Raw genomic sequence first — 18,822 nt, 5'->3', positions numbered from 1 at the left:
ACGCGGCCTAACACCAGCCACGGCAGCCAAACAAGGATTCACATAAGCCAGCTTGATCCCTCCACGACATAGTGCAAATCTGCTATATTCCGCGGTCTTTTGACGATCTTCGGCCCACTCTCCGTGAGTCCCTGGCCGCAACCCCACAGCGATGGAAAAACCGATGTCCGATACGCGCAACATTCTCGTCACCAGCGCACTGCCCTATGCCAATGGCTCCCTACATCTGGGCCATGTGCTCGAATATATCCAAACCGATATTTGGGCCCGCTTCCAGCGTGCGCGCGGTAATAACTGCCTGTATATCTGTGCCGACGATGCTCACGGCACTGCAATTATGCTGAAGGCTGAACAACTGGGCCTGACCCCGGAACAGCATATCGCCAATATGCAGGCAGAACACGAGCGCGACTTCGCCGACTTCCTAATTGGTGTAGACAACTACCACTCCACCCATTCAGAGGAAAACCGCGAGCTGTCGGCAATGATCTACCGCCGCCTCAGCGAAAACGGCCACATCGCATCGCGCACTATTACCCAGGCTTTCGATCCAGAGAAACAGCTTTTCCTGGCGGATCGCTATATCAAGGGAACCTGCCCCCGCTGCAGCACGCCCGACCAGTATGGTGATAACTGTGAAGCCTGTGGCGCCACCTACAGCCCTACCGAACTGATCGATCCGGTATCAGCAATCTCCGGCGCCACTCCGATAGAAAAGGAGTCAGAGCACTTCTTCTTTACCCTGCCCGCATTCACCGAATACCTGCGCGAGTGGACCCGCTCCGGCACTCTCCAGGATGAAGTAGCCAACAAGCTGGCCGAATGGCTGGAAGAGGGCCTGCAAGAGTGGGATATTTCCCGCGACGCCCCTTACTTCGGTTTCGAAATTCCCGATGCGCCGGGCAAATATTTCTACGTGTGGCTCGACGCTCCCATTGGCTATATGGCCAGTCTCAAAAACTACTGCGACAGCAAAGGGCTGGACTGGCAGGAGTACTGGAAAAAAGACAGCGACGCCGAGGTCTACCATTTTATCGGCAAGGATATCGTCAACTTCCACGCACTCTTTTGGCCAGCCATGCTGGACTCGGCGGACTTCCGCACCCCCAACAAAGTTTGCGTACACGGCTTCCTTACCGTAAACGGCAAGAAGATGTCCAAGTCCCGCGGCACCTTTATCAATGCCCGCAACTACCTGGATCACTTGAGCCCTGAGTATTTGCGCTACTACTTCGCCGCCAAACTGACCGGTGGCGTCGATGACCTGGATCTGAACCTGGACGATTTTATCGCCAAGGTGAACTCTGACCTGGTGGGTAAAGTAGTCAATATCGCCTCTCGCACCGCCAAGTTTGTCAGCAAGTCCGGTGGCAAGCTGGCCGGCGAACTAGCCGACGAACAATTGTGGAACCAATTTGTAGAGGCGGCTCCACGAATTGCTGAGTATTACGAGCAGCGAGAATACGCCCGCGCCATGCGCGACATTATGGCTCTGGCCGACGCCGCCAATGCCTGGATCGCCGACAAGGCTCCCTGGTCCCTGGCCAAGCAGGAGGGCACCGAAGCTGAGGTTCTGGCTATTTGCTCCCAGGGTGTGAATATGTTCCGCGCCCTGATCACCTGGCTCGCCCCGGTATTGCCCAACACTGCACAAAAAGCGGCGGAGTTCCTCAACAGTGAGCTAGATTGGAACAGCGCAACCAAACCGCTGACAGATCACGAAATCAAGAAGTTCAAGCCGCTGCTGCAACGGGTGGAGAAAACCCAGGTAGATGCAGTTATGGATGCGGCTGCGGAATCCCTGGCCCAGCTACAAGCGGAAACCAAAGCTGCTACCGGCCCTCTGGCGGAGGACCCCATTGCTGAGGAAATCCAGTTTGATGACTTCGCCAAAGTAGACTTGAGGATCGCCCTGATCGCCAAAGCTGAGCATGTTGAAGGCGCCGGTAAACTGCTGCGCTTAACCCTGGACCTGGGCGGCGAAACCCGCCAGGTATTTGCCGGTATTAAAAGCGCCTACGCCCCTGAAGACCTGGAAGGTAAGCACACCGTTATGGTCGCTAACCTGGCGCCGCGTAAAATGCGCTTTGGTGTCAGTGAGGGTATGGTTCTGGCAGCAGGTCCCGGAGGTAAGGACCTGTGGATACTGGAGCCCCACGAGGGCGCCAAACCCGGTATGCGCGTAATGTAATTTCCCTGCGCTAACGCAGGGAAACCGCAATCAAGCCGGCACACACCAGCCCCACTCCCAGCAGCTGGGGCCTGTGTGCCGGCTCCTTGAGTAACCAGACCGCCAAACCCACGCCCAGGGGAATACTCAACTGCCTTAGGGCGACTACATAACTCACATTTTCAGTCATTGTCATCGCCAGCAGTACCAGGCCGTAAGTCGCTCCCATCATGGCACCGGTCAGAGCCCCGACCTTCAAGTCCCGAAAACTTTGGATCAATGGCGCAGTGCCACTCTGACCCAAGCACCCCAGAAGCAGCCATACACCACAGGCGAGAAACTGCATCCCCAAATAGCTGTAGGCAAGAACAAGCGCAGGGATAGTGCCTCCCGCAGCATCCCCCAGGTAAATCAGCGCCCCTTTATCCGCCAGTGAATAACCCACAGTGCCAATGGCTGCTACCAGCGCCCAAGCGCAGTCCGCGCGCCAATAAGCTCTCCAGTGCCACTCGCGGAAATACACCAGCGGTACCAGCAGGCAGCCAATTGTCACCAACAGCATTCCCACCCAGGCGAGTGGAGGCAACGATTGCCCCAACAATACCGTTGCCAGTGCAACCAGCAATACCGGCAATGCTCGAGCAACGGGATAGACCAATCCCATATTGGCTCGCTGGTAGGCGAGGGATAAGCCCCCCATATAAATCATTTGAAAAAAACCACTACCGATAAGGAGGATCCAAAAACCTCGCGGGAGTGAATCAACCTGATATAGCAACCAAAAATTTAGCGGTAAAAGAAAAATTCCAACACTGAGAGTCGCGATACAAAAAAAGGCGGGAGTTGGTGTACGGGACTTCCCCAGTAAATTCCAACCCGCGTGTAGAAATGCAGAAATTAAAACAAGACTGGCAGCGGTAAACGATATTCCCATAGAGGCCCTCTTCAATTGCGACAGAAAGGCCCCGACAAACCAACCGTAGCCACGAATATGCGCAGTTAAGGCCGCTGGCCAGCAAAGTTTTGCATTCCCTCTTCACTGCCGTAGCATGTCCACCACACTGCAAATCTATCGAGGAGATGTCATGCGCGGCGTATTTCTGGACACTTTGACAATGAAGCTTGAGGAGCTGGATACCTCGGCCCTAACAAATAGTCTAGACCAGTGGGACTTCTATGAAACGACTCCCGCCGAAAAAGTCGCGGAGCGAATCGCCGAGGCCGAGGTGGTAATAACCAATAAAGTCATAATAAGCCGCACATTATTGGAGCAGGCCAGCAAATTAAAAATGATTTGTGTTTGCGCAACCGGTACAAATAACATCGATCTCGCCGCCGCACAGGAATTAAATATTCCGGTGTATAACGTTAAAGGTTATGCGGGGGCTTCTGTACCACAGCACACTCTTGCCCTGATCCTGGCTCTTGCTTCCAAGTGGCACCGCTATCACAACGATGTTTTTGCCGGACGCTGGAGCCAATCTACAATTTTTTGCCTGCTCGATCACCCAGTGGTTGAACTCGCAGGAAAAACACTCGGTATCATTGGCTTTGGTGCCCTCGGGCAGAAGGTGGCAAAACTGGGGGAAGCCCTGGACATGCGGGTACTGGTGGCTGAATCATTTAGCGGCACACCCGCTGAAGGCAGGACGCCACTGCAACAATTGTGTGCAGAGTCCGATGTCATCAGTCTGCACTGCCCGCTCACAGAAGAAACCGATCAGCTGGTAGACGAGCAATTCATCGCCGCGATGAAACCCGGCGCACTCCTGGTCAATACGGCTCGGGGCGGGCTGGTGAATGAACAGGCACTGGCGGATGCTTTGCGCAGTGGACACCTTGGGGGGGCGGCGCTGGATGTCCTCAGCCAGGAGCCCCCACCCGCCAGTCACCCACTATTGGACAGAGATATCCCCAATTTGATTATCACCCCCCACAACGCCTGGATCAGCCGTGAATCACGCCAGCGCCTACTCAACGGGGTCGTAGAGAATATTGAAACCTGGAAAAGTGAGAGTACCAGCCATCCATAAACAACTCGCTTTTATCTAACCCAAGCCATCTCAGGCATCTGCCGGCCCGGGGGCTAATCCCCTCTGTGAACTCAGGCCGGCTTTTGCCGTTTGAAACTACGACCGGGCCCGAACAGCTGCCAGCCATAGTCCAAGATCAGTAGCAGAGACAGGGACTTTTTCCTGCAAAAATCGCGTGAAAAAAACCCCTTTTTCAAGTGGGAATTACCACGCGGGACTATAGACTTCCTCGGCAATTAAACCCCGAGAGGAGAAACCTGATGGCAACCGCAAGATCTCCACATACGAACTCCAGTAGGGAGAAGCTGCAACAGGCCTATAATCTTGCTGGAGAGGCCGCTTCACAAGCTGCTGGCAGCTTGAAAGAGAGGGCCCGGACCTCTGTAGAGTCCCAGAGACAACGTGCCACCGATGTAATGGAAAAAGCGGAGTCCTCACTTCGGGAGCGCCCCATTCTCGCTGTTGGCTGTGCATTTGTTGTTGGCTGGGCAATTGCGAAGCTCTTTAAGTAACGCTTCTCTCTTTTTTTCGACTGGTAAGGACACCCCCTGATGGGCAATGAAAAAAAGTCCCAAGCGTCTGGCGAGAATGCCGATTCCGCTGCGCAGGAGCGCAGCCCGGGTCAGTCTTCACCTTCTCCCTCAGGGAAAGACTCTGATGGAGAAGGTGAAAATAGCCTTGAAGCTACCCTTGCTCGCGCCGAGGCAACACTGACCCTACTGACTGCCTGGTTGGCTAATATTCAAAAGCTATTCCAGTTGGAGTTGGATAGAACGATTGCAGCCGGCAAGCGTATTGTTGCCCTGCAACTGATGTTACTGCCTCTAAGTGCGGCCCTCATCGTCAGTCTCTGTGGAGGCGTTGGGCTGATTGCCTACTATTTTTCCCAGTCTATTTATTTGGCATTTCTGGTATTTATTCTTATCCAGGTCGCTATTTTGGCGGGAGCTATCGTTTATCAAAAGAAGCTGGTGCCCCTACTGGGTTTTGAAGAGACCAGGCGACAAGTTAAAGAGGCTTTAAACGATGTCACTGAAGTCTTTAAATAAACAGATCGAACAATGCAGCCGGGATACGGAGCGACAGCGGCTCAGTGTATTGGCAATCGTAAATCAGCAACAGCAAGATGTTCAGCAGCGTTTACAGGGAATTCCCCTGCCATTGGTTTTAGGCCTCGCTTTAATCGCCGGCTTCGCGGCGGAAAAATTATGGCAATTGCCCCGCACCTCACAGGTGGTTCAGTTTATGCTGTCTATGAGGGCTTTTTAGCCGACGCTACTCTTTATATAAATATTAATTCAACGGCCACTTCTAAAAAGAGGGGCACCGGAAAATAACCTTAGAGAATAGATACTGGCACATCCTTGTACCAGCCTTACCTATTAACACCCTATATTAATCAACATCCTTATCGGTCACTTTATCTTGGGTGTTATTGTCAAAATCACCGGCGCTGTGGCGCTCATGTAGTTGTTCGCTGGGCTCACCCCAGGTTCGATTGACCATTCGTCCGCGCTTTACTGCTGGCCGCTCTGCAATTTCCCCCACCCAACGATTGAGGTTTTTATAACTCTGGGTATCGAGAAATTCCGCCGCACCATAAGCTTCATTGCGCACCAGAGCCCCATACCAGGGCCAGATCGCAATATCGGCGATGGTATAAGTCCTTCCCGCCACATACGGATGCTTCGCCAGCTGTTGGTCCAATACGTCCAACTGGCGCTTTACTTCCATAGCAAATCGGTTGATCGGGTATTCATATTTTTCCGGTGCATAGGCATAAAAGTGTCCAAAGCCTCCCCCCAGGTAAGGAGCCGAGCCCATCTGCCAGAAGAGCCAATTCAATGCCTCAGTGCGCTGCTCGGGCGTATGGGGCAAAAGGACATTAAACTTTTCCGCCAGGTAAAGCAGTATGGAGCCACTCTCAAATACCCGGATTGGTGGCGTAGTGCTGTGATCCACTAAGACCGGAATCTTGGAATTTGGGTTTGCCTCTACAAAACCACTGCCAAACTGCTCTCCTTCAGTAATACGGACTAAGTGGGCATCGTATTCTGCTCCCTCAAACCCGAGCTCCAATAACTCCTCTAACATCACCGTCGCCTTAACCCCGTTCGGCGTAGCCAAAGAATAGAGCTGCATCGGGTGCTGCCCCTGCGGCAGCGCTTTATCATGGGTCGCACCCGCTACCGGCCGATTGATACTGGCAAAAGCGCCCCCGCTTTCCTTATCCCACTGCCAAACCTTGGGGGGAGTGTAGGTTTCGTTCGACATTAAACTGCTCCAACTGAATTTAAGGTTGCTCTCAAGCAAAAACACGCATGCCGAGTCAATATACTGTATTGCCTCTACCCCACGCTTAACACCAAGTACCAAACTGGGCTACCCATCTTGTACCTATCGTTTCAAATTGGCAAAGGTACTGCAAATAGTATCCACAAAGGCCTCCACCTTTGCTCCAAGTGGAGTCCTTTTGATCCAGAGGTGGCCCTTTGTCGGCCCTTTTCCCCTGCCACCCTCCTCACGAGTTGAAGCCCCCAAGCGACTCAACCATAATAGCCGCCCTGCGCGGCATTCGACGGTGCTCACAAGGAAGGTGCTAGTCTCACCTTAACCCTGCCGACGCCATTGCCGCTGTTCGCGCCACTCCGCCCTCGGGCTTTAACCGGACCTGTTATGACCGAATTTGCCGTCATTCTGCTCAGCACCATCTTGGTCAATAATTATGTGTTAGTGCAGTTTCTCGGCCTGTGCCCGTTTATGGGAGTTTCCAATAAACTGGAGACCGCTGTGGGTATGGCCGGCGCTACCACCTTTGTACTTACTTTGGCCTCTATTTGTTCATACCTGGTCAACACCTATCTGTTGGCCCCCTTTGGTATTGAAGATCTTCGCACCATCTCATTTATTCTGGTGATTGCTGTTGTCGTACAGTTCACGCAGATGTTTATCCAGAAGACCAGCCCGTTGATGTACAAGGTGTTAGGCGTTTTTCTACCGCTGATCACTACCAACTGTGCCGTGTTGGGTGTCGCCCTACAGAACACTTTGAAAGCGCATACTTTTATACAATCCACTCTTTACGGATTTGGCGCAGCAGTGGGTTTCTCCCTGGTATTAATCTTGTTTTCCTCGATGCGCGAGCGCCTCTTTGCCGCCGATGTCCCGCTGCCATTTCGCGGCGCTGCAATCGGAATGGTCACTGCCGGACTGATGTCACTGGCATTTATGGGCTTTAGCGGTCTGGTATAGGGTTTCGAAATGCTGGACTGGATCTCACAAATTTCTTCTCCCCTGCTGGTGCTCGGTGGCATGGCATTGGTATTCGGTGCCCTGCTGGGTTTCGCCGCCGTTCGCTTCCGGGTGGAGGGTGACCCCCTCGTTGAGCAGGTCGATGCCCTGTTGCCACAGACTCAATGTGGCCAGTGTGGCTACCCCGGCTGTCGCCCCTACGCAGAAGCGATAGTGCACGGCGATACCATCAACAAGTGCCCCCCCGGCGGGCAGGCCACTATCAATGAGTTGGCCAATCTGCTGGATATAGAGCCCATGCCATTGGACGCCGAGCACGGCGTTGAAGATGTAAAAAAAGTGGCATTTATCCGCGAGGCGGAGTGCATCGGTTGCACCAAATGTATTCAGGCCTGCCCGGTAGATGCCATTGCCGGCGCCGCCAAATATATGCACACGGTGATCACCGATGAGTGCACGGGGTGCGACCTTTGTGTCGAACCCTGCCCCGTTGACTGTATCGATATGGTTCCCCTGGAAACCGCTTTACAGGATTGGCATCCACACAAGCCCAGCGATAGCTCGGCGCTGATTGCCAGCGATCGCCGCACTATTCAAGAACATACCGGGGGAGGCGCGGTTTGAACCCCGTAGATAGCAAGACCAAGCAAAGAGAGGCCGTTCAGGAGAGACGCGCAGCCCGCGAGGCACAACTGATTGCCAGTGAAAAAGCGCGCGAGCTGCGCCCCAACGACTTCCCCGGCGGAGTGCACCCTCCCGAGAACAAACACCAGAGTACCGGTGAGCCTATAGGAGTGATCCCCCTCGCCGAGGACTTGATCGTACCACTGCTACAGCACTCCGGTACCACCGCCATACCGCTGGTGAACCTCGGTGATAAGGTATTAAAGGGGCAAAAGATTGCCGAAGCCGACGGTTTCATTAGCTGTCCAGTGCATGCTCCCAGCTCCGGCAGGGTTATGGCCATTGAACCCTATCCAGTTCCCCACCCTTCGGGTCTGCTGGAGGACTGCATTGTCATTCGCACAGACGGCGACGATGCCTGGTGCGATCTCACCCCCTGCGAAGATTACCTCCAGATTTCCCCGGTAGAGCTTCTGGACAAGATCCGCGACTGCGGTATTGCCGGCATGGGCGGTGCAGGGTTTCCAACCGCTGTGAAGCTAGACCCTCACGGCGGCGCCGAAATTGATACTTTGATTATCAATGGCACAGAGTGTGAACCCTATATCACTGCCGACGATATGCTTATGCGGGAGCGTGCCGACGAAATTATTGCCGGCGTGGAAATTCTTGCCCATATCCTCGACCAGCCCGAACGGGTATTGATTGGTATCGAAGACAATAAGCCCAAAGCTATCCGTGCGATGCGCAAAGCCGTTGAAGGCACCCGTTTCGATATCGTGGTATTCCCCACAAAGTATCCGTCCGGCGGCGAAAAACAGCTGATTCAAATCCTTACCGGCCGAGAAGTGCCCAACAAAGGGCTACCGGCCAATGTGGGGATTGTATGCCAGAATGTCGGCACTGCTCGCGCGGTATATCGCGCGATTCGGTTTGGCGAACCCCTGATCAGCCGAGTGACGACTGTTGTCGGCAAAGCGCTGGAGCAGCAGCGCAATATCGATGTACCTATCGGCACTCCCATAGAACATATCCTCAAATATCACGGTGTCCATCGCGGCCTGATGCAAAAGGTGATCATCGGCGGTCCGATGATGGGTTATACGATTGACGATCAACGCGCCCCAATCGTGAAAACCACCAACTGCCTGCTGGTACCGACCCGTGAGGAGCTACCGCCAGCACCGGTGGCCCAAGCTTGTATTCGCTGCGGTTTTTGCGCAGAGGCATGCCCGGCTTCGCTGCTACCGCAACAACTCTATTGGTATGCCCGCGCCGACGAACGGGAGAAGCTACAGGCCTACAACCTGTTTGACTGTATCGAGTGCGGTGCCTGCTCTTACGTCTGCCCCAGTACGATTCCCCTGGTTCAGTACTACCGCGCTGCCAAGGGTGCAATTCGCACTGCTGAAGCGGAAAAAGAAAAGTCCGATCGCGCACGCGATCGTTTCGAATTCCGCAAGTTGCGTCTTGAAAAAGCTGAAAAAGAGAAAGAAGCGAAACGCGAAGCCCGGCGCAAAGCCGCTGAACAAGCTCGCCAGCAAAGGAAACAAAACCCTGAATCTCCGACAGCCAAAGCTGAGAAGCAGGAAGCAGATGTTGTCGCCGCCGCCCTGGCGCGAGTTAAGTCCCGCCAGGAGGATCCTAAGCAGCTTTTGGCCCGCGCCCAGCGTACTTTTTCCAGTGCCGAGAGCCGGGTGGAACGCATGCGCAATAAACTGGAAGCTGCCGATGAGAGCCAGCGCGACCAATTGGCAGCGCAACTCAAAGCTGCTGAAGTGAAATTGCAGGAAGCACAACACAAGTTGACCCTTGCCGAACGACGCGCCGATAGGGATACCACCCGGGAGCCCAACCAGGAAGAAACCAATGCAGCTGTGCGAGCAATTACCAAAGCCCGTGCCTCTGCAGAGGCGCGGGCCCAGATGAGTGACGCCGACAGACTTGCTGCAGATATCGAAGCACTGCGCAAGCGCGTCACTAAAGCTGAGACTCGCCTGCAAAAGGCTCGAGATGAAGATGATGCCAATCTGGGTGCATTCGAAAGTGCCCTGGAGAAGCTACAAAAGAAACTGGAAGACAAAATGCGCGAACAACAAGCAGCACAGGACGGAAAGCAATAATGTCTCTAATGCGCGCCACCTCCCCTCACGCCCGTTCCGGCAATGACACCACCAAAGTCATGCTACAAGTCGCCGCGGCCACCATACCCGGTGTGCTGGCGATGGTGATTTATTTCGGTATCGGAGTACTGATCAATATTGCCCTGTGCACAATCACAGCGCTTCTGTGTGAAGCAGCGGTAATGAGATTACGCGGCAGGCCGGCAGCATTCTATCTGCGGGATTGCAGTGCTTTTGTAACTGCACTGCTACTCGGTATCGCGCTTCCGGCCTACTGTGCCTGGTGGCTGCCGATAGTGGGCACTGCGGTGGCTATTGTCCTGGCCAAGCATCTTTATGGCGGTATGGGGTACAACCCATTTAACCCCGCAATGGTGGGCTATGTTGTCCTGCTGATTAGTTTCCCGGTAGATATGACCCGCTGGGTGGGAGCTGCAGAGGTTATCGGCGGGACACCCAGCCTGGAGGAAGCCTTCTCTCTGGTAATCGGTAGCTACAATGTCGATGGTTTTACCCGCGCTACACCGCTGGAAATCGTGCGATTAAATGAGTCAGTGCTTCTCTCACAGCTCTATGAAATGGAGCCGGTCCTCAATAAAGGCACATTTGCTGGAGTCGGTTGGGAAACCGTCAGCTTCGGATTCCTGTTAGGTGGGCTGTTCTTATTATTTCGCGGCATTATTACCTGGCATGCACCGGTTGCCATGCTCGCCACCCTCACTCTGATTTCCCTGTTTTTCTACGACAGCGGCAGTTCCTTGTCAGAGGGATCCCCCGTACTGCATTTATTTTCTGGGGCCACCATGTTTGGGGCCTTCTTTATTATTACCGACCCTGTCAGCGGTGCCACCAGTAACCGGGGCCGCCTGATTTTTGGGGCCGGTGTGGGGCTGCTCACTTATGTAATCCGGGCCTGGGGCACTTACCCCGATGCGGTGGCTTTTGCTGTATTGCTGATGAACTTTGCAACACCAACCATTGATAACTACACGCTTCCACGGACCTATGGCCACAAGGGCTCCCGCCGCGCTACCGACCTGGAGGAGAGCTGATGCTTAGACAGTCAATGGCCTCCAATGCCGCCGTTCTCACTCTTATCGCCCTGGTCACTGCAGGTACACTCGCAGTGACCCAGATTACGACTAAAGAGCCGATTGAGAGAGCTATCCGGGAAGCTTCGGCGAAAGCGCTACTGGAAATTATCCCATTGGAACGCCACAGTAATGACATGTTGGTAGACACCTATCCAATTCCAAAACCTTACTGGAATCAGCTAGGCCTGCAACAAGGTGGAGATATCAATCTCGCGCGGGAAGAGGACGGAAAAGTCTCCGCAGTCATTGTGCCCGCAGTCACACCAGATGGATATTCCGGCCCAATAAAAATACTCGTTGGTGTGAATCGCGATGGCACCATTGCTGGCGTCAGGGTGACAAGCCACACAGAAACTCCGGGGCTGGGCGATAAAGTCGAGCTGAAAAAAAGTAACTGGGTGCTCCAGTTTGACGGCCTGTCACTAAAAAATCCGCCCTCAGCCGATTGGAAGGTACAAAAGGATGGCGGCGTTTTTGATGAATTTACTGGCGCTACAATTACTCCTCGCGCTGTTGTCAATGAAGTACACCAGGTGCTTGAGTTTGTAGCCCAGCACCACGAGCAAATATTTAATGCGCCAATGTCCAAGCGAGCAGTAGAGATTGAGAACTCTGAAATCGACTCGGAACAAGTACCTGCGGCGGTTGAGGAGCAGAACTGATGGCAACTCCCGGCTACACAGAAATCGCCCAAAATGGGCTGTGGAAAAATAACCCCGCGCTGGTGCAATTACTTGGCCTCTGTCCCCTGCTGGCAGTCACCGGTTCCGTGGTGAACGGCATCGGCCTCGGCTTGGCCACTACCGGAGTTCTCACCTGTTCAAACCTTGCGGTGTCCCTGATTCGACGACAAATTCCGGATACTGTCCGTTTACCAGCCTCCGTTATGATCATCGCCACCTTCGTTACCTGCGTTGAGCTATTGATGAAGGCTTATACCTACGAGCTTTACTTGGTGCTAGGTATTTTTATCCCGCTAATCGTAACCAACTGCGCGATCCTCGGGCGAGCAGATGCTTTTGCCAGTAAAAACCCCGTGCTTCCGTCCCTGGCAGATGGATTTATGATGGGTATAGGTTTCACTGCAGTACTCATCGCCATTGGTGCAGTCAGAGAAATTCTTGGCCAAGGCACGCTATTTTCAGATATGGACTTGTTATTTGGTTCAATGGCAAAAGATTGGGGTATTTCAATTTTTGGCAGTGACTATCCAGGCGTTCTTGTTGCCGTGCTTCCTCCCGGTGCATTCCTTGTCGCCGGCTTATTGATCGCAGCAAAAAACGCCATTGATATCGGTATTGAAAGATATAAAAGCCAGAAAGTTAAGATCATTCCAGGCTCAAAGCGCGTACGTGTTACCGGAAAAATCTCTTAAGATAAGCAGCAGCTAACCAATTTAATTCTGCAATTGAATGGCTATTTATCTTGCCAATCGATTGCAGAACTTAATTTTTTCACCAAAAGCCAAAATGTGAACCCCCTCACTAATCTGTATCTTGCGGATTTTTCATCTTTCACTTTTTCAGTATGATGAGATACATCATCAAATCCCCACTTTTTTGCATTTATTGCGCTGTACCAGTGCAATATTCGTGTAATCGAATGTAATAGCATTATTCCCTTTTTTTAATTTTGTTTGGCTAGAATGGCACGGCCGATCAGCTTCACCTTGCTATCGGCGCCAATGCAATAAGACAGGGATAATGCTATGACTGTAGACACTGGAAAGTCTGAATTGGTCTACCACGGCCGCCGGGCCCAACGCGCAGATAGCCGTCTGCGGCGCAAGGCGATTCTAGAGGCCACCCTGAGACTGATCGTTAAAGAAGGTATCCGCGGCATCAGGCACCGTGCAGTCGCCCGCGAAGCTAACGTTCCTCTCGCGGCTACTACTTATTATTTCAAAGACCTGAATGACCTGATCAGCGATTCATTTACTTATTTTGTTGAGCAGGGACTCGAGGCTACACGCCAACTGCATGAAGAAAGTTTTAGTGCGGCACGGAATTTATCCGCACAAGAACGGGCGTCACATAGCAGTCGTAAACTGCTGATTCAACAATTGACCCGTTTTATTCTTACTCATGTCCGCACCCAGGCTGAAGACCGGGATCGCAGATTGGTTGAACTGGCATTCCGTAATGAAGCGCTTCGCAATGAGCAGCTGACCCGTGCGGTGCGAATGGCCAATCACGCCAGAGAGTCAATGATCAAGGAATTCTTCCAATTACTGGGTCTAGCGGATTCTGAAGCGGCTGCACAAATTGCTCACGGTACGATCCTGAACCTTGAGTATGAAATTTTGAGTGGTGCTATTGCTATCGACTCGCCGCTGTTGGAACGCACCGTCACCTTGATGATCAACGGATTAATTCCAGCGGCAACAGTTGTTGCTGAAACTGCAGCATACGGCTGAATCTTTCTGAATTACTCGTCTCCAGGAAACGGGTATGGAGTTGTCCCCTCCATACCCAACTCCTCTCCAGATAGCTCTTTCCAGATAGCTTCCAATAAAGGTTAAGTGCAGCTTCCCGGTAGGGAGCTTACCCACTGCTTTAGTAATTCAACGCCCTCTGTATGCACCATGCTTCTACCTAATTCAGGCATCATGGCCCCAGGCGCGGTAGACTCTACACGAAAATTCAAAATAGAATTTTCAGGCTCTCCCGGTACTATTGCGAATAAATGCCCTCCACTGCCTGTACCCGCAGCAATAGGCGGTTTACATAGCCCAAGTTTGCGCCAATCAGTTTCGCTATGATGCAACATAAGCCCTGAGGTATCTGCCGGCCCAGTGGGATTGTGACAGTGGCCACAATTGATATCCAAATATGCCCTGGCGCGATCTTCCAGCGACACAGTCGCATCGTAAATATTGGCATTTCTCGGCAAACTTTTCAGATCAGGCAGTCCACGTAAATAGCCGGCCTTTTGCCAAAACAGCAATTGATTTTCTACTCCACTACGGTAGGGAAAGTCTTTATTCAGATGTCGAGCCTTAGGGCCGAGAGGGGAAATGGCTTTTTCAGTAAACTTTTCTGCATGACAACCAGCACATTGATTGGCGTCAGGTACTACATAACTAAGGTTTTCCTGCTGTCCGTTCAGGCTAACCAACTGAAAACTTTTCACATCTCCAGCAATCTCAAGAGTTGCCTCAGTCTGCTCTTTATTCCAGACATAGGGCAGCGCCTGCCAATTTTCCTGCCTGCGGATTAAAAGCCGTGTCTCAACGAGACGGACACGATTTAAATCAAGTGCCTGCCCAAAGCGCCCCTCAACATAATCCGCAGAGAAGTCATCGGTACGACGAACTACACCACTACTCTCCTGTGGATAGTAAAATGTCTTGCTTAAGATAGTTCCGACAGGGTAATTAAACTGTTCTTCCCCGTAGGTTGCAAAAGCCCCCTCAGGCAGCCAGACGGTCCTGAACTTATGAGCATAATCGGTAAATAACCCCGTATTCAAATCATAGGGTAATGCTCTTTCTGCAGGAAAGAGCACACCTTTCTCCATCCTCAATAAATTCCATGCACTGAGTTTTTCAGGCACCTCTTCTGCTGGGAATAAATGAACATCCTTATTGTATGATTCACACCCCGCAAGGCCAATCAATAATATAAGGCTCCAAATAGAGTAGATAAGCTTCCTACTTATTTGATTATTATTCTTCATTAGTTACCTCTATCACTGCCAAATGGTCTTCATTTTCCAGCTTTGAATCAAAGTCTAAAACTACTTTGGCAAGCTTTTCCAAATGACACTGATGAGGTGCTATATCCGTGGATATATTCTTATACTCATTTCCAAAATCTATATTGAGAATTCCTGCAGGTTCGTTATCAATACATAACTTTAATGCCTCAGGTATTTGACCATCCACCAGTTTACTTTGATCAACAACCCCATCCCAAAGAATATCCGGCAATGTACCTGATATTCCAAACATAGCTAACTTCAGAGCTTTTAACTTAAGATGATCTGGCGATGTACCACCGCCAGAAAAGTTGTTGGCATAGATATAGATCCCCTCTGGGTATGGGTCAAAATCAGCCTGCGTAGACTTATCGCTATAGTATCCAGCCGTAAAATAGCTGCTAATCAATATGTTAGCAGTATCATTATCAGAAATATCATTTTCAAAAATCTCCACCCGATCATTCGAGTTAATAACCACCCCAGATCCTGCTGGCACGGCAGCAACTGGCGTGCCCTCATGACCAAAATTTTTAGTATTATTATTCTTTATCTGGTTATTGTAGATACGTGTACTGTGCCCTGGCTGCGGAAGATTAGGCATATTAAAAACAAGAATTCCCCCAGTATTATTCACAGCAATATTGTTGTAAACATCTGCACCGATCGTATTCTCTACCTCAATACCCGCCACATTAAATTCTGCACGGCTATTGCGAACAATAACATTCCGCGACTGACCGACATAAATCCCTGCATCTGAAGCACCAATAGCTACCACACCATCGATTAAAGTATTTTCAGTCTGTACAGGATAAATACCATAGGCACCATTCTGGGTAGACGGGCCATTGGTCCATTCAACACGAACATCCCTGATGATAATGTTTTTGCCTTCATTAATTTTCAGGGCATCGCCTATGGTATCCTCAATAGCCAATCCCTCAATAGTAAAGTTACTGGCATTAACTAATATCCCCTCAGCACCCTGAATTTGCCCCTCAAAGGAGAGGACAGATTTATCCATGCCAGCTCCACGTAGCGTTACCCCATCAATATTCAGGGATAAACTACGATTAATATGGAATTTACCCTCAGGAATAGTAATAACATCCCCGGTCTTTGCAGATATCAGTTTTTTTAATAGTTGCTTTTGAAAATCAACCTTACTGGAACTGTCCTCAACTCTGGATTCAGGCCGTTCAGAACATCCAACGGATACTATTAAAGCCAGAATTACTCCCATATACGCTAAAGTCTTCATAGCCACACCTTTTATATAAATTATTGTCAATTGAGCTACTAAAACCTCAAATTGGTACTTCTGTACCAATTTAAAGGTGAAAACAGGACTAAATACACACTTTGATACTATCCAACCAACACCTCGTTATCAAGGCGCTATTATTAATACAAAAGACAACCCTAGAAATGCATTTAAGCGCCATACTCCCAAAAACAAAAACCACTTATTGAAATCAAGATGGTCAGCACTTCAATCAAAAAATGTCAGTTTTTGTGTTTTCTTATTTACGTATTCTGCTCACTTGACGCTGCTGCCGAAACGATAGCGATACAGATCGCTGCTCCAAATGGATCAAACCTCTACACCGAACAACCTATCGATAAAAGTACAGATATCAAAGGAAGCGAGCCTATCTATATCAAAATATCATCAACTCAATATCAAGCAATAAAGTGCAAAGGCCCGTGGGGCGCTACAAAGTACAAAAAATGGATGACGGAGGGGCCTGGTTTCAAGCTCTACCAAAATGATAAGCAGCTGCTCATTCAGGTTGTTGAACACCGGGTAATTAGCGCTGACATGGCCATTAACTCCATGAGCATACATTGCATGGACGTAGAACCTAAACAAGTTATTAAATCAATAGCGGAGATAGTGATCGAAAGATCAATAAATTCAGAAAAAATACTAGAGTTTGATAATGGGTATAAATTATCTTACCAGTACTCAATTACAAAAGGAAAGCCGTAAGTTTAGTCATTCAGGAAACTATTCATACCGGCATAAACTTTTGCGCACTCCCCTTTCACCAAGTCTTCAAGAATCAAAAATGGATGAATCATATCGGAAAAGTGAACATTTTCAGATCTAACACCCACCTCTTCCACTTTCCGGTAGTAAATATCCCCAGTATCCCGGTGCGGGCAAAACTCCACGGTAAAAACCAAGGTTTCAGGAAGAGCTGCCGTAAAATCCATAAAAAGAGGGGATGCTTTTTTTCTACATTGCCCCTCAGCAAAATATTGCCCCAAGTACCAAATTGATTTTCGTGCCTCTAAAAAATAGCCTACTGCATTCTCTTCATGGGACCGTAAATGCATGGTGTAATCGAGAACCGGATAAATTAAAACCTGTTTTTTAATCTTCACACTGTAGTCAAATTGAGCCAGGTGAGACATTGTGGCGGCCAGAGCGCCACCTGCAGAGTCCCCAGCGACAGATAAACTCGGTTGATAATATAAGCCCAATCTATCCAGTGCCGCCCAAACCCCAACAACTGCGGCATAGCAATCTGTTACCGCGCTCGGATAGCGGTTCTCAGGGGCTAACCGGTACTCAGGCGCAACAACAATATGTCGAGTCTCCCGGGCAATCTTTCTGCAAATCGGGTCAAATGAATAAACGTTTCCGGCTACATGCCCACCGCCATGAAAATAGACAAGAACAGGTAGAACCTCATCGGGATAGGGTACAAAGACTCTTACAGGTACGTCGTATCCAGAGGCATAGATAATGCCATCTCGTACCGAGGCGACATCTGGAATATCGGTGACATACTTATCTATAAACTTTGCGGTCGATTCCCGAACATTGATGGGGTTGAACTCAAAGCCCTTCGAGTAGAGCTCTTTCATAGAGCTGTTGAATTCTTCGAGAAACCCCGAAAGGCGGTCATTTACTTTGCGCATTGTCGTTACAGCCAGGATAGAAGAGACTTCGCCATACCCGTGAATATGCCCCTTCACCGGGTACGACGTCGATAGCTTGTATCCCCACCACATCAACAGCCCTAAATCTCCAGGCGAAAATGCCTGAAACGACATTTCATCTAGTGATAGCTAGGAGCCCAAACTACTCAAGAGGAGTAAAAGACCGGTGCGGATACATAGCTCCAGAATAGAACTGTAGCAACCATAATAATGACTGCCATGACGAGTGACACCGTAATAATTGCACTGGCAAAAAGGAAGCCACGCTCTTCAGAAACACCCATCACAATAGGAATCCCCAAATAAAGCAGATAGACGGCGTAAGCAACCGCCAGAGTTGCGAGCAGTATGTCCAGCCACAACACAGGGTAAATCCCTGCAATACCCACAACAAAAATAGGCGTGGCGGTGAAACCCGCTACAACAACGCCTTTAAGGGGGTGAGTTTCAGCTCCGTAAGTCTTGGCCATCCAATGGATGAAATAACCAATAGCAGTGACAGCCAAAACCATTGTGCAATAAAATACGGCGACCAATTCCAAAGCACTTTGGCCCGTAATTCTCACCGGGGCACCAGTGCCAATCGTCCAGCCAACTTGTGTCGTGCCAAAATACCACGCAGCTGCAGGAAGTAATGCCAGAACGATGACATAAGGAACCTGTCTACGCAGATTACGTTCAGAGAGACTGCCAATAAGCTGCCACTGTCTACGTGGTTGCAGCATAAGGCCAAGCATATGGGTCAACATCTCGTTATCCTCGACTGTGCAAGGAACTATAAGCGAGACCTATTAGCTCAAATTGATCTTGGAACTACTGGTCAAAATGAGGTGTACCGCAATCAGGCCACTCTCAAGCTCCAATTTATTTCT

19 protein-coding genes are annotated in these 18,822 nt (G+C 50.5%); 13 read left to right on the top strand and 6 right to left on the bottom strand.

All coding sequences use genetic code 11. The features are described from left to right. Positions 1–163: 163 nt before the first annotated feature. Positions 164–2,191: a methionine--tRNA ligase gene (metG, locus tag ACJJI4_RS00450; RefSeq protein WP_282934262.1), complete on the top strand. Its 2,028-nt coding sequence runs from the start codon at positions 164–166 to the stop codon at positions 2,189–2,191. Positions 2,192–2,201: 10 nt separating this feature from the next. Here the strand turns inward: metG and ACJJI4_RS00445 are convergent, their stop codons facing one another. Continuing rightward, positions 2,202–3,104 (bottom strand): EamA family transporter, encoded by a 903-nt coding sequence (locus tag ACJJI4_RS00445; RefSeq protein ID WP_444926681.1) that lies wholly within the window; start codon positions 3,102–3,104, stop codon positions 2,202–2,204. Positions 3,105–3,255: 151 nt separating this feature from the next. Between ACJJI4_RS00445 and ACJJI4_RS00440 the strand changes: the two genes are divergently transcribed. The 4 genes from ACJJI4_RS00440 to ACJJI4_RS00425 all read left to right on the top strand — a co-directional run bounded on the left by ACJJI4_RS00440 (position 3,256) and on the right by ACJJI4_RS00425 (position 5,472). Next, a complete protein-coding gene (locus ACJJI4_RS00440; protein ID WP_282934264.1) occupies positions 3,256–4,203 on the top strand; it encodes a D-2-hydroxyacid dehydrogenase in 948 nt (315 codons plus the stop codon). 260 nt (positions 4,204–4,463) lie between these two features. After that, positions 4,464–4,715 (top strand): hypothetical protein, encoded by a 252-nt coding sequence (locus ACJJI4_RS00435; RefSeq protein ID WP_282934265.1) that lies wholly within the window; start codon positions 4,464–4,466, stop codon positions 4,713–4,715. Positions 4,716–4,754: 39 nt separating this feature from the next. Beyond that, the gene (locus ACJJI4_RS00430) at positions 4,755–5,252 is read left to right on the top strand and encodes a hypothetical protein (protein WP_444926680.1); all 498 of its coding nucleotides are present in this window, start codon (positions 4,755–4,757) and stop codon (positions 5,250–5,252) included. Beyond that, positions 5,230–5,472, top strand: coding sequence for a hypothetical protein (locus ACJJI4_RS00425; protein WP_413664387.1), 243 nt, complete (start codon positions 5,230–5,232; stop codon positions 5,470–5,472). Before ACJJI4_RS00430 ends, ACJJI4_RS00425 begins: the two co-directional genes overlap by 23 nt. Positions 5,473–5,598: 126 nt before the next feature. On the opposite strand, the gene yghU is transcribed toward ACJJI4_RS00425, so the two are convergent. Continuing rightward, on the bottom strand, positions 5,599–6,477 hold the full coding sequence (gene yghU, locus ACJJI4_RS00420; RefSeq protein WP_444926679.1) for a glutathione-dependent disulfide-bond oxidoreductase: 879 nt from the start codon (positions 6,475–6,477) through the stop codon (positions 5,599–5,601). 402 nt (positions 6,478–6,879) lie between these two features. Here yghU and rsxA point away from each other — a divergent pair, with 402 nt between their 5' ends. The 7 genes from rsxA (at position 6,880) to ACJJI4_RS00385 (ending at position 13,712) form a co-directional block, all read left to right on the top strand. After that, the gene (rsxA, locus tag ACJJI4_RS00415; RefSeq protein ID WP_444926678.1) at positions 6,880–7,455 is read left to right on the top strand and encodes an electron transport complex subunit RsxA; all 576 of its coding nucleotides are present in this window, start codon (positions 6,880–6,882) and stop codon (positions 7,453–7,455) included. Between the two features lie 9 nt (positions 7,456–7,464). After that, positions 7,465–8,079 (top strand): electron transport complex subunit RsxB, encoded by a 615-nt coding sequence (gene rsxB, locus ACJJI4_RS00410; protein WP_444926677.1) that lies wholly within the window; start codon positions 7,465–7,467, stop codon positions 8,077–8,079. Positions 8,080–8,150: 71 nt separating this feature from the next. After that, a complete protein-coding gene (rsxC, locus tag ACJJI4_RS00405) occupies positions 8,151–10,202 on the top strand; it encodes an electron transport complex subunit RsxC (RefSeq protein ID WP_444928200.1) in 2,052 nt (683 codons plus the stop codon). After that, positions 10,202–11,254: an RnfABCDGE type electron transport complex subunit D gene (locus ACJJI4_RS00400; RefSeq protein ID WP_282934269.1), complete on the top strand. Its 1,053-nt coding sequence runs from the start codon at positions 10,202–10,204 to the stop codon at positions 11,252–11,254. Before rsxC ends, ACJJI4_RS00400 begins: the two co-directional genes overlap by 1 nt. Continuing rightward, positions 11,254–11,958: an electron transport complex subunit RsxG gene (gene rsxG / locus ACJJI4_RS00395; RefSeq protein ID WP_444926676.1), complete on the top strand. Its 705-nt coding sequence runs from the start codon at positions 11,254–11,256 to the stop codon at positions 11,956–11,958. The genes ACJJI4_RS00400 and rsxG overlap by 1 nt, the downstream gene beginning before the upstream one ends. Continuing rightward, the gene (locus ACJJI4_RS00390; protein WP_444926675.1) at positions 11,958–12,671 is read left to right on the top strand and encodes an electron transport complex subunit E; all 714 of its coding nucleotides are present in this window, start codon (positions 11,958–11,960) and stop codon (positions 12,669–12,671) included. The genes rsxG and ACJJI4_RS00390 overlap by 1 nt, the downstream gene beginning before the upstream one ends. Positions 12,672–13,004: 333 nt before the next feature. Continuing rightward, entirely contained in the window at positions 13,005–13,712 is a 708-nt protein-coding gene (locus tag ACJJI4_RS00385; RefSeq protein ID WP_282934272.1) for a TetR/AcrR family transcriptional regulator, read from the top strand. A 101-nt stretch (positions 13,713–13,813) separates the two neighbouring features. Here ACJJI4_RS00385 and ACJJI4_RS00380 read toward each other — a convergent pair whose 3' ends face one another. Together ACJJI4_RS00380 and ACJJI4_RS00375 are read right to left on the bottom strand one after the other, a co-directional pair. Continuing rightward, positions 13,814–14,974: an SO2930 family diheme c-type cytochrome gene (locus tag ACJJI4_RS00380; RefSeq protein ID WP_444926674.1), complete on the bottom strand. Its 1,161-nt coding sequence runs from the start codon at positions 14,972–14,974 to the stop codon at positions 13,814–13,816. Further along, on the bottom strand, positions 14,964–16,259 hold the full coding sequence (locus ACJJI4_RS00375; protein ID WP_444926673.1) for a parallel beta-helix domain-containing protein: 1,296 nt from the start codon (positions 16,257–16,259) through the stop codon (positions 14,964–14,966). Before ACJJI4_RS00375 ends, ACJJI4_RS00380 begins: the two co-directional genes overlap by 11 nt. Positions 16,260–16,478: 219 nt before the next feature. Here ACJJI4_RS00375 and ACJJI4_RS00370 point away from each other — a divergent pair, with 219 nt between their 5' ends. Continuing rightward, positions 16,479–16,991 carry a hypothetical protein gene (locus ACJJI4_RS00370; RefSeq protein WP_444926672.1) on the top strand — a complete coding sequence of 171 codons (513 nt, stop codon included), beginning with the start codon at positions 16,479–16,481 and terminating at the stop codon, positions 16,989–16,991. A 2-nt stretch (positions 16,992–16,993) separates the two neighbouring features. On the opposite strand, the gene ACJJI4_RS00365 is transcribed toward ACJJI4_RS00370, so the two are convergent. Next, on the bottom strand, positions 16,994–18,022 hold the full coding sequence (locus ACJJI4_RS00365; RefSeq protein WP_444928199.1) for an alpha/beta hydrolase: 1,029 nt from the start codon (positions 18,020–18,022) through the stop codon (positions 16,994–16,996). 74 nt (positions 18,023–18,096) lie between these two features. Next, positions 18,097–18,699, bottom strand: a complete 603-nt coding sequence (locus ACJJI4_RS00360; protein WP_444926671.1) for a Yip1 family protein — start codon at positions 18,697–18,699, stop codon at positions 18,097–18,099. Positions 18,700–18,822 lie beyond the last annotated feature (123 nt).

The sequence above is a fragment of the Microbulbifer maximicatervae (SeqCode) genome (assembly GCF_052467305.1).
This window is presented reverse-complemented; position numbering and strand designations above follow the sequence as displayed.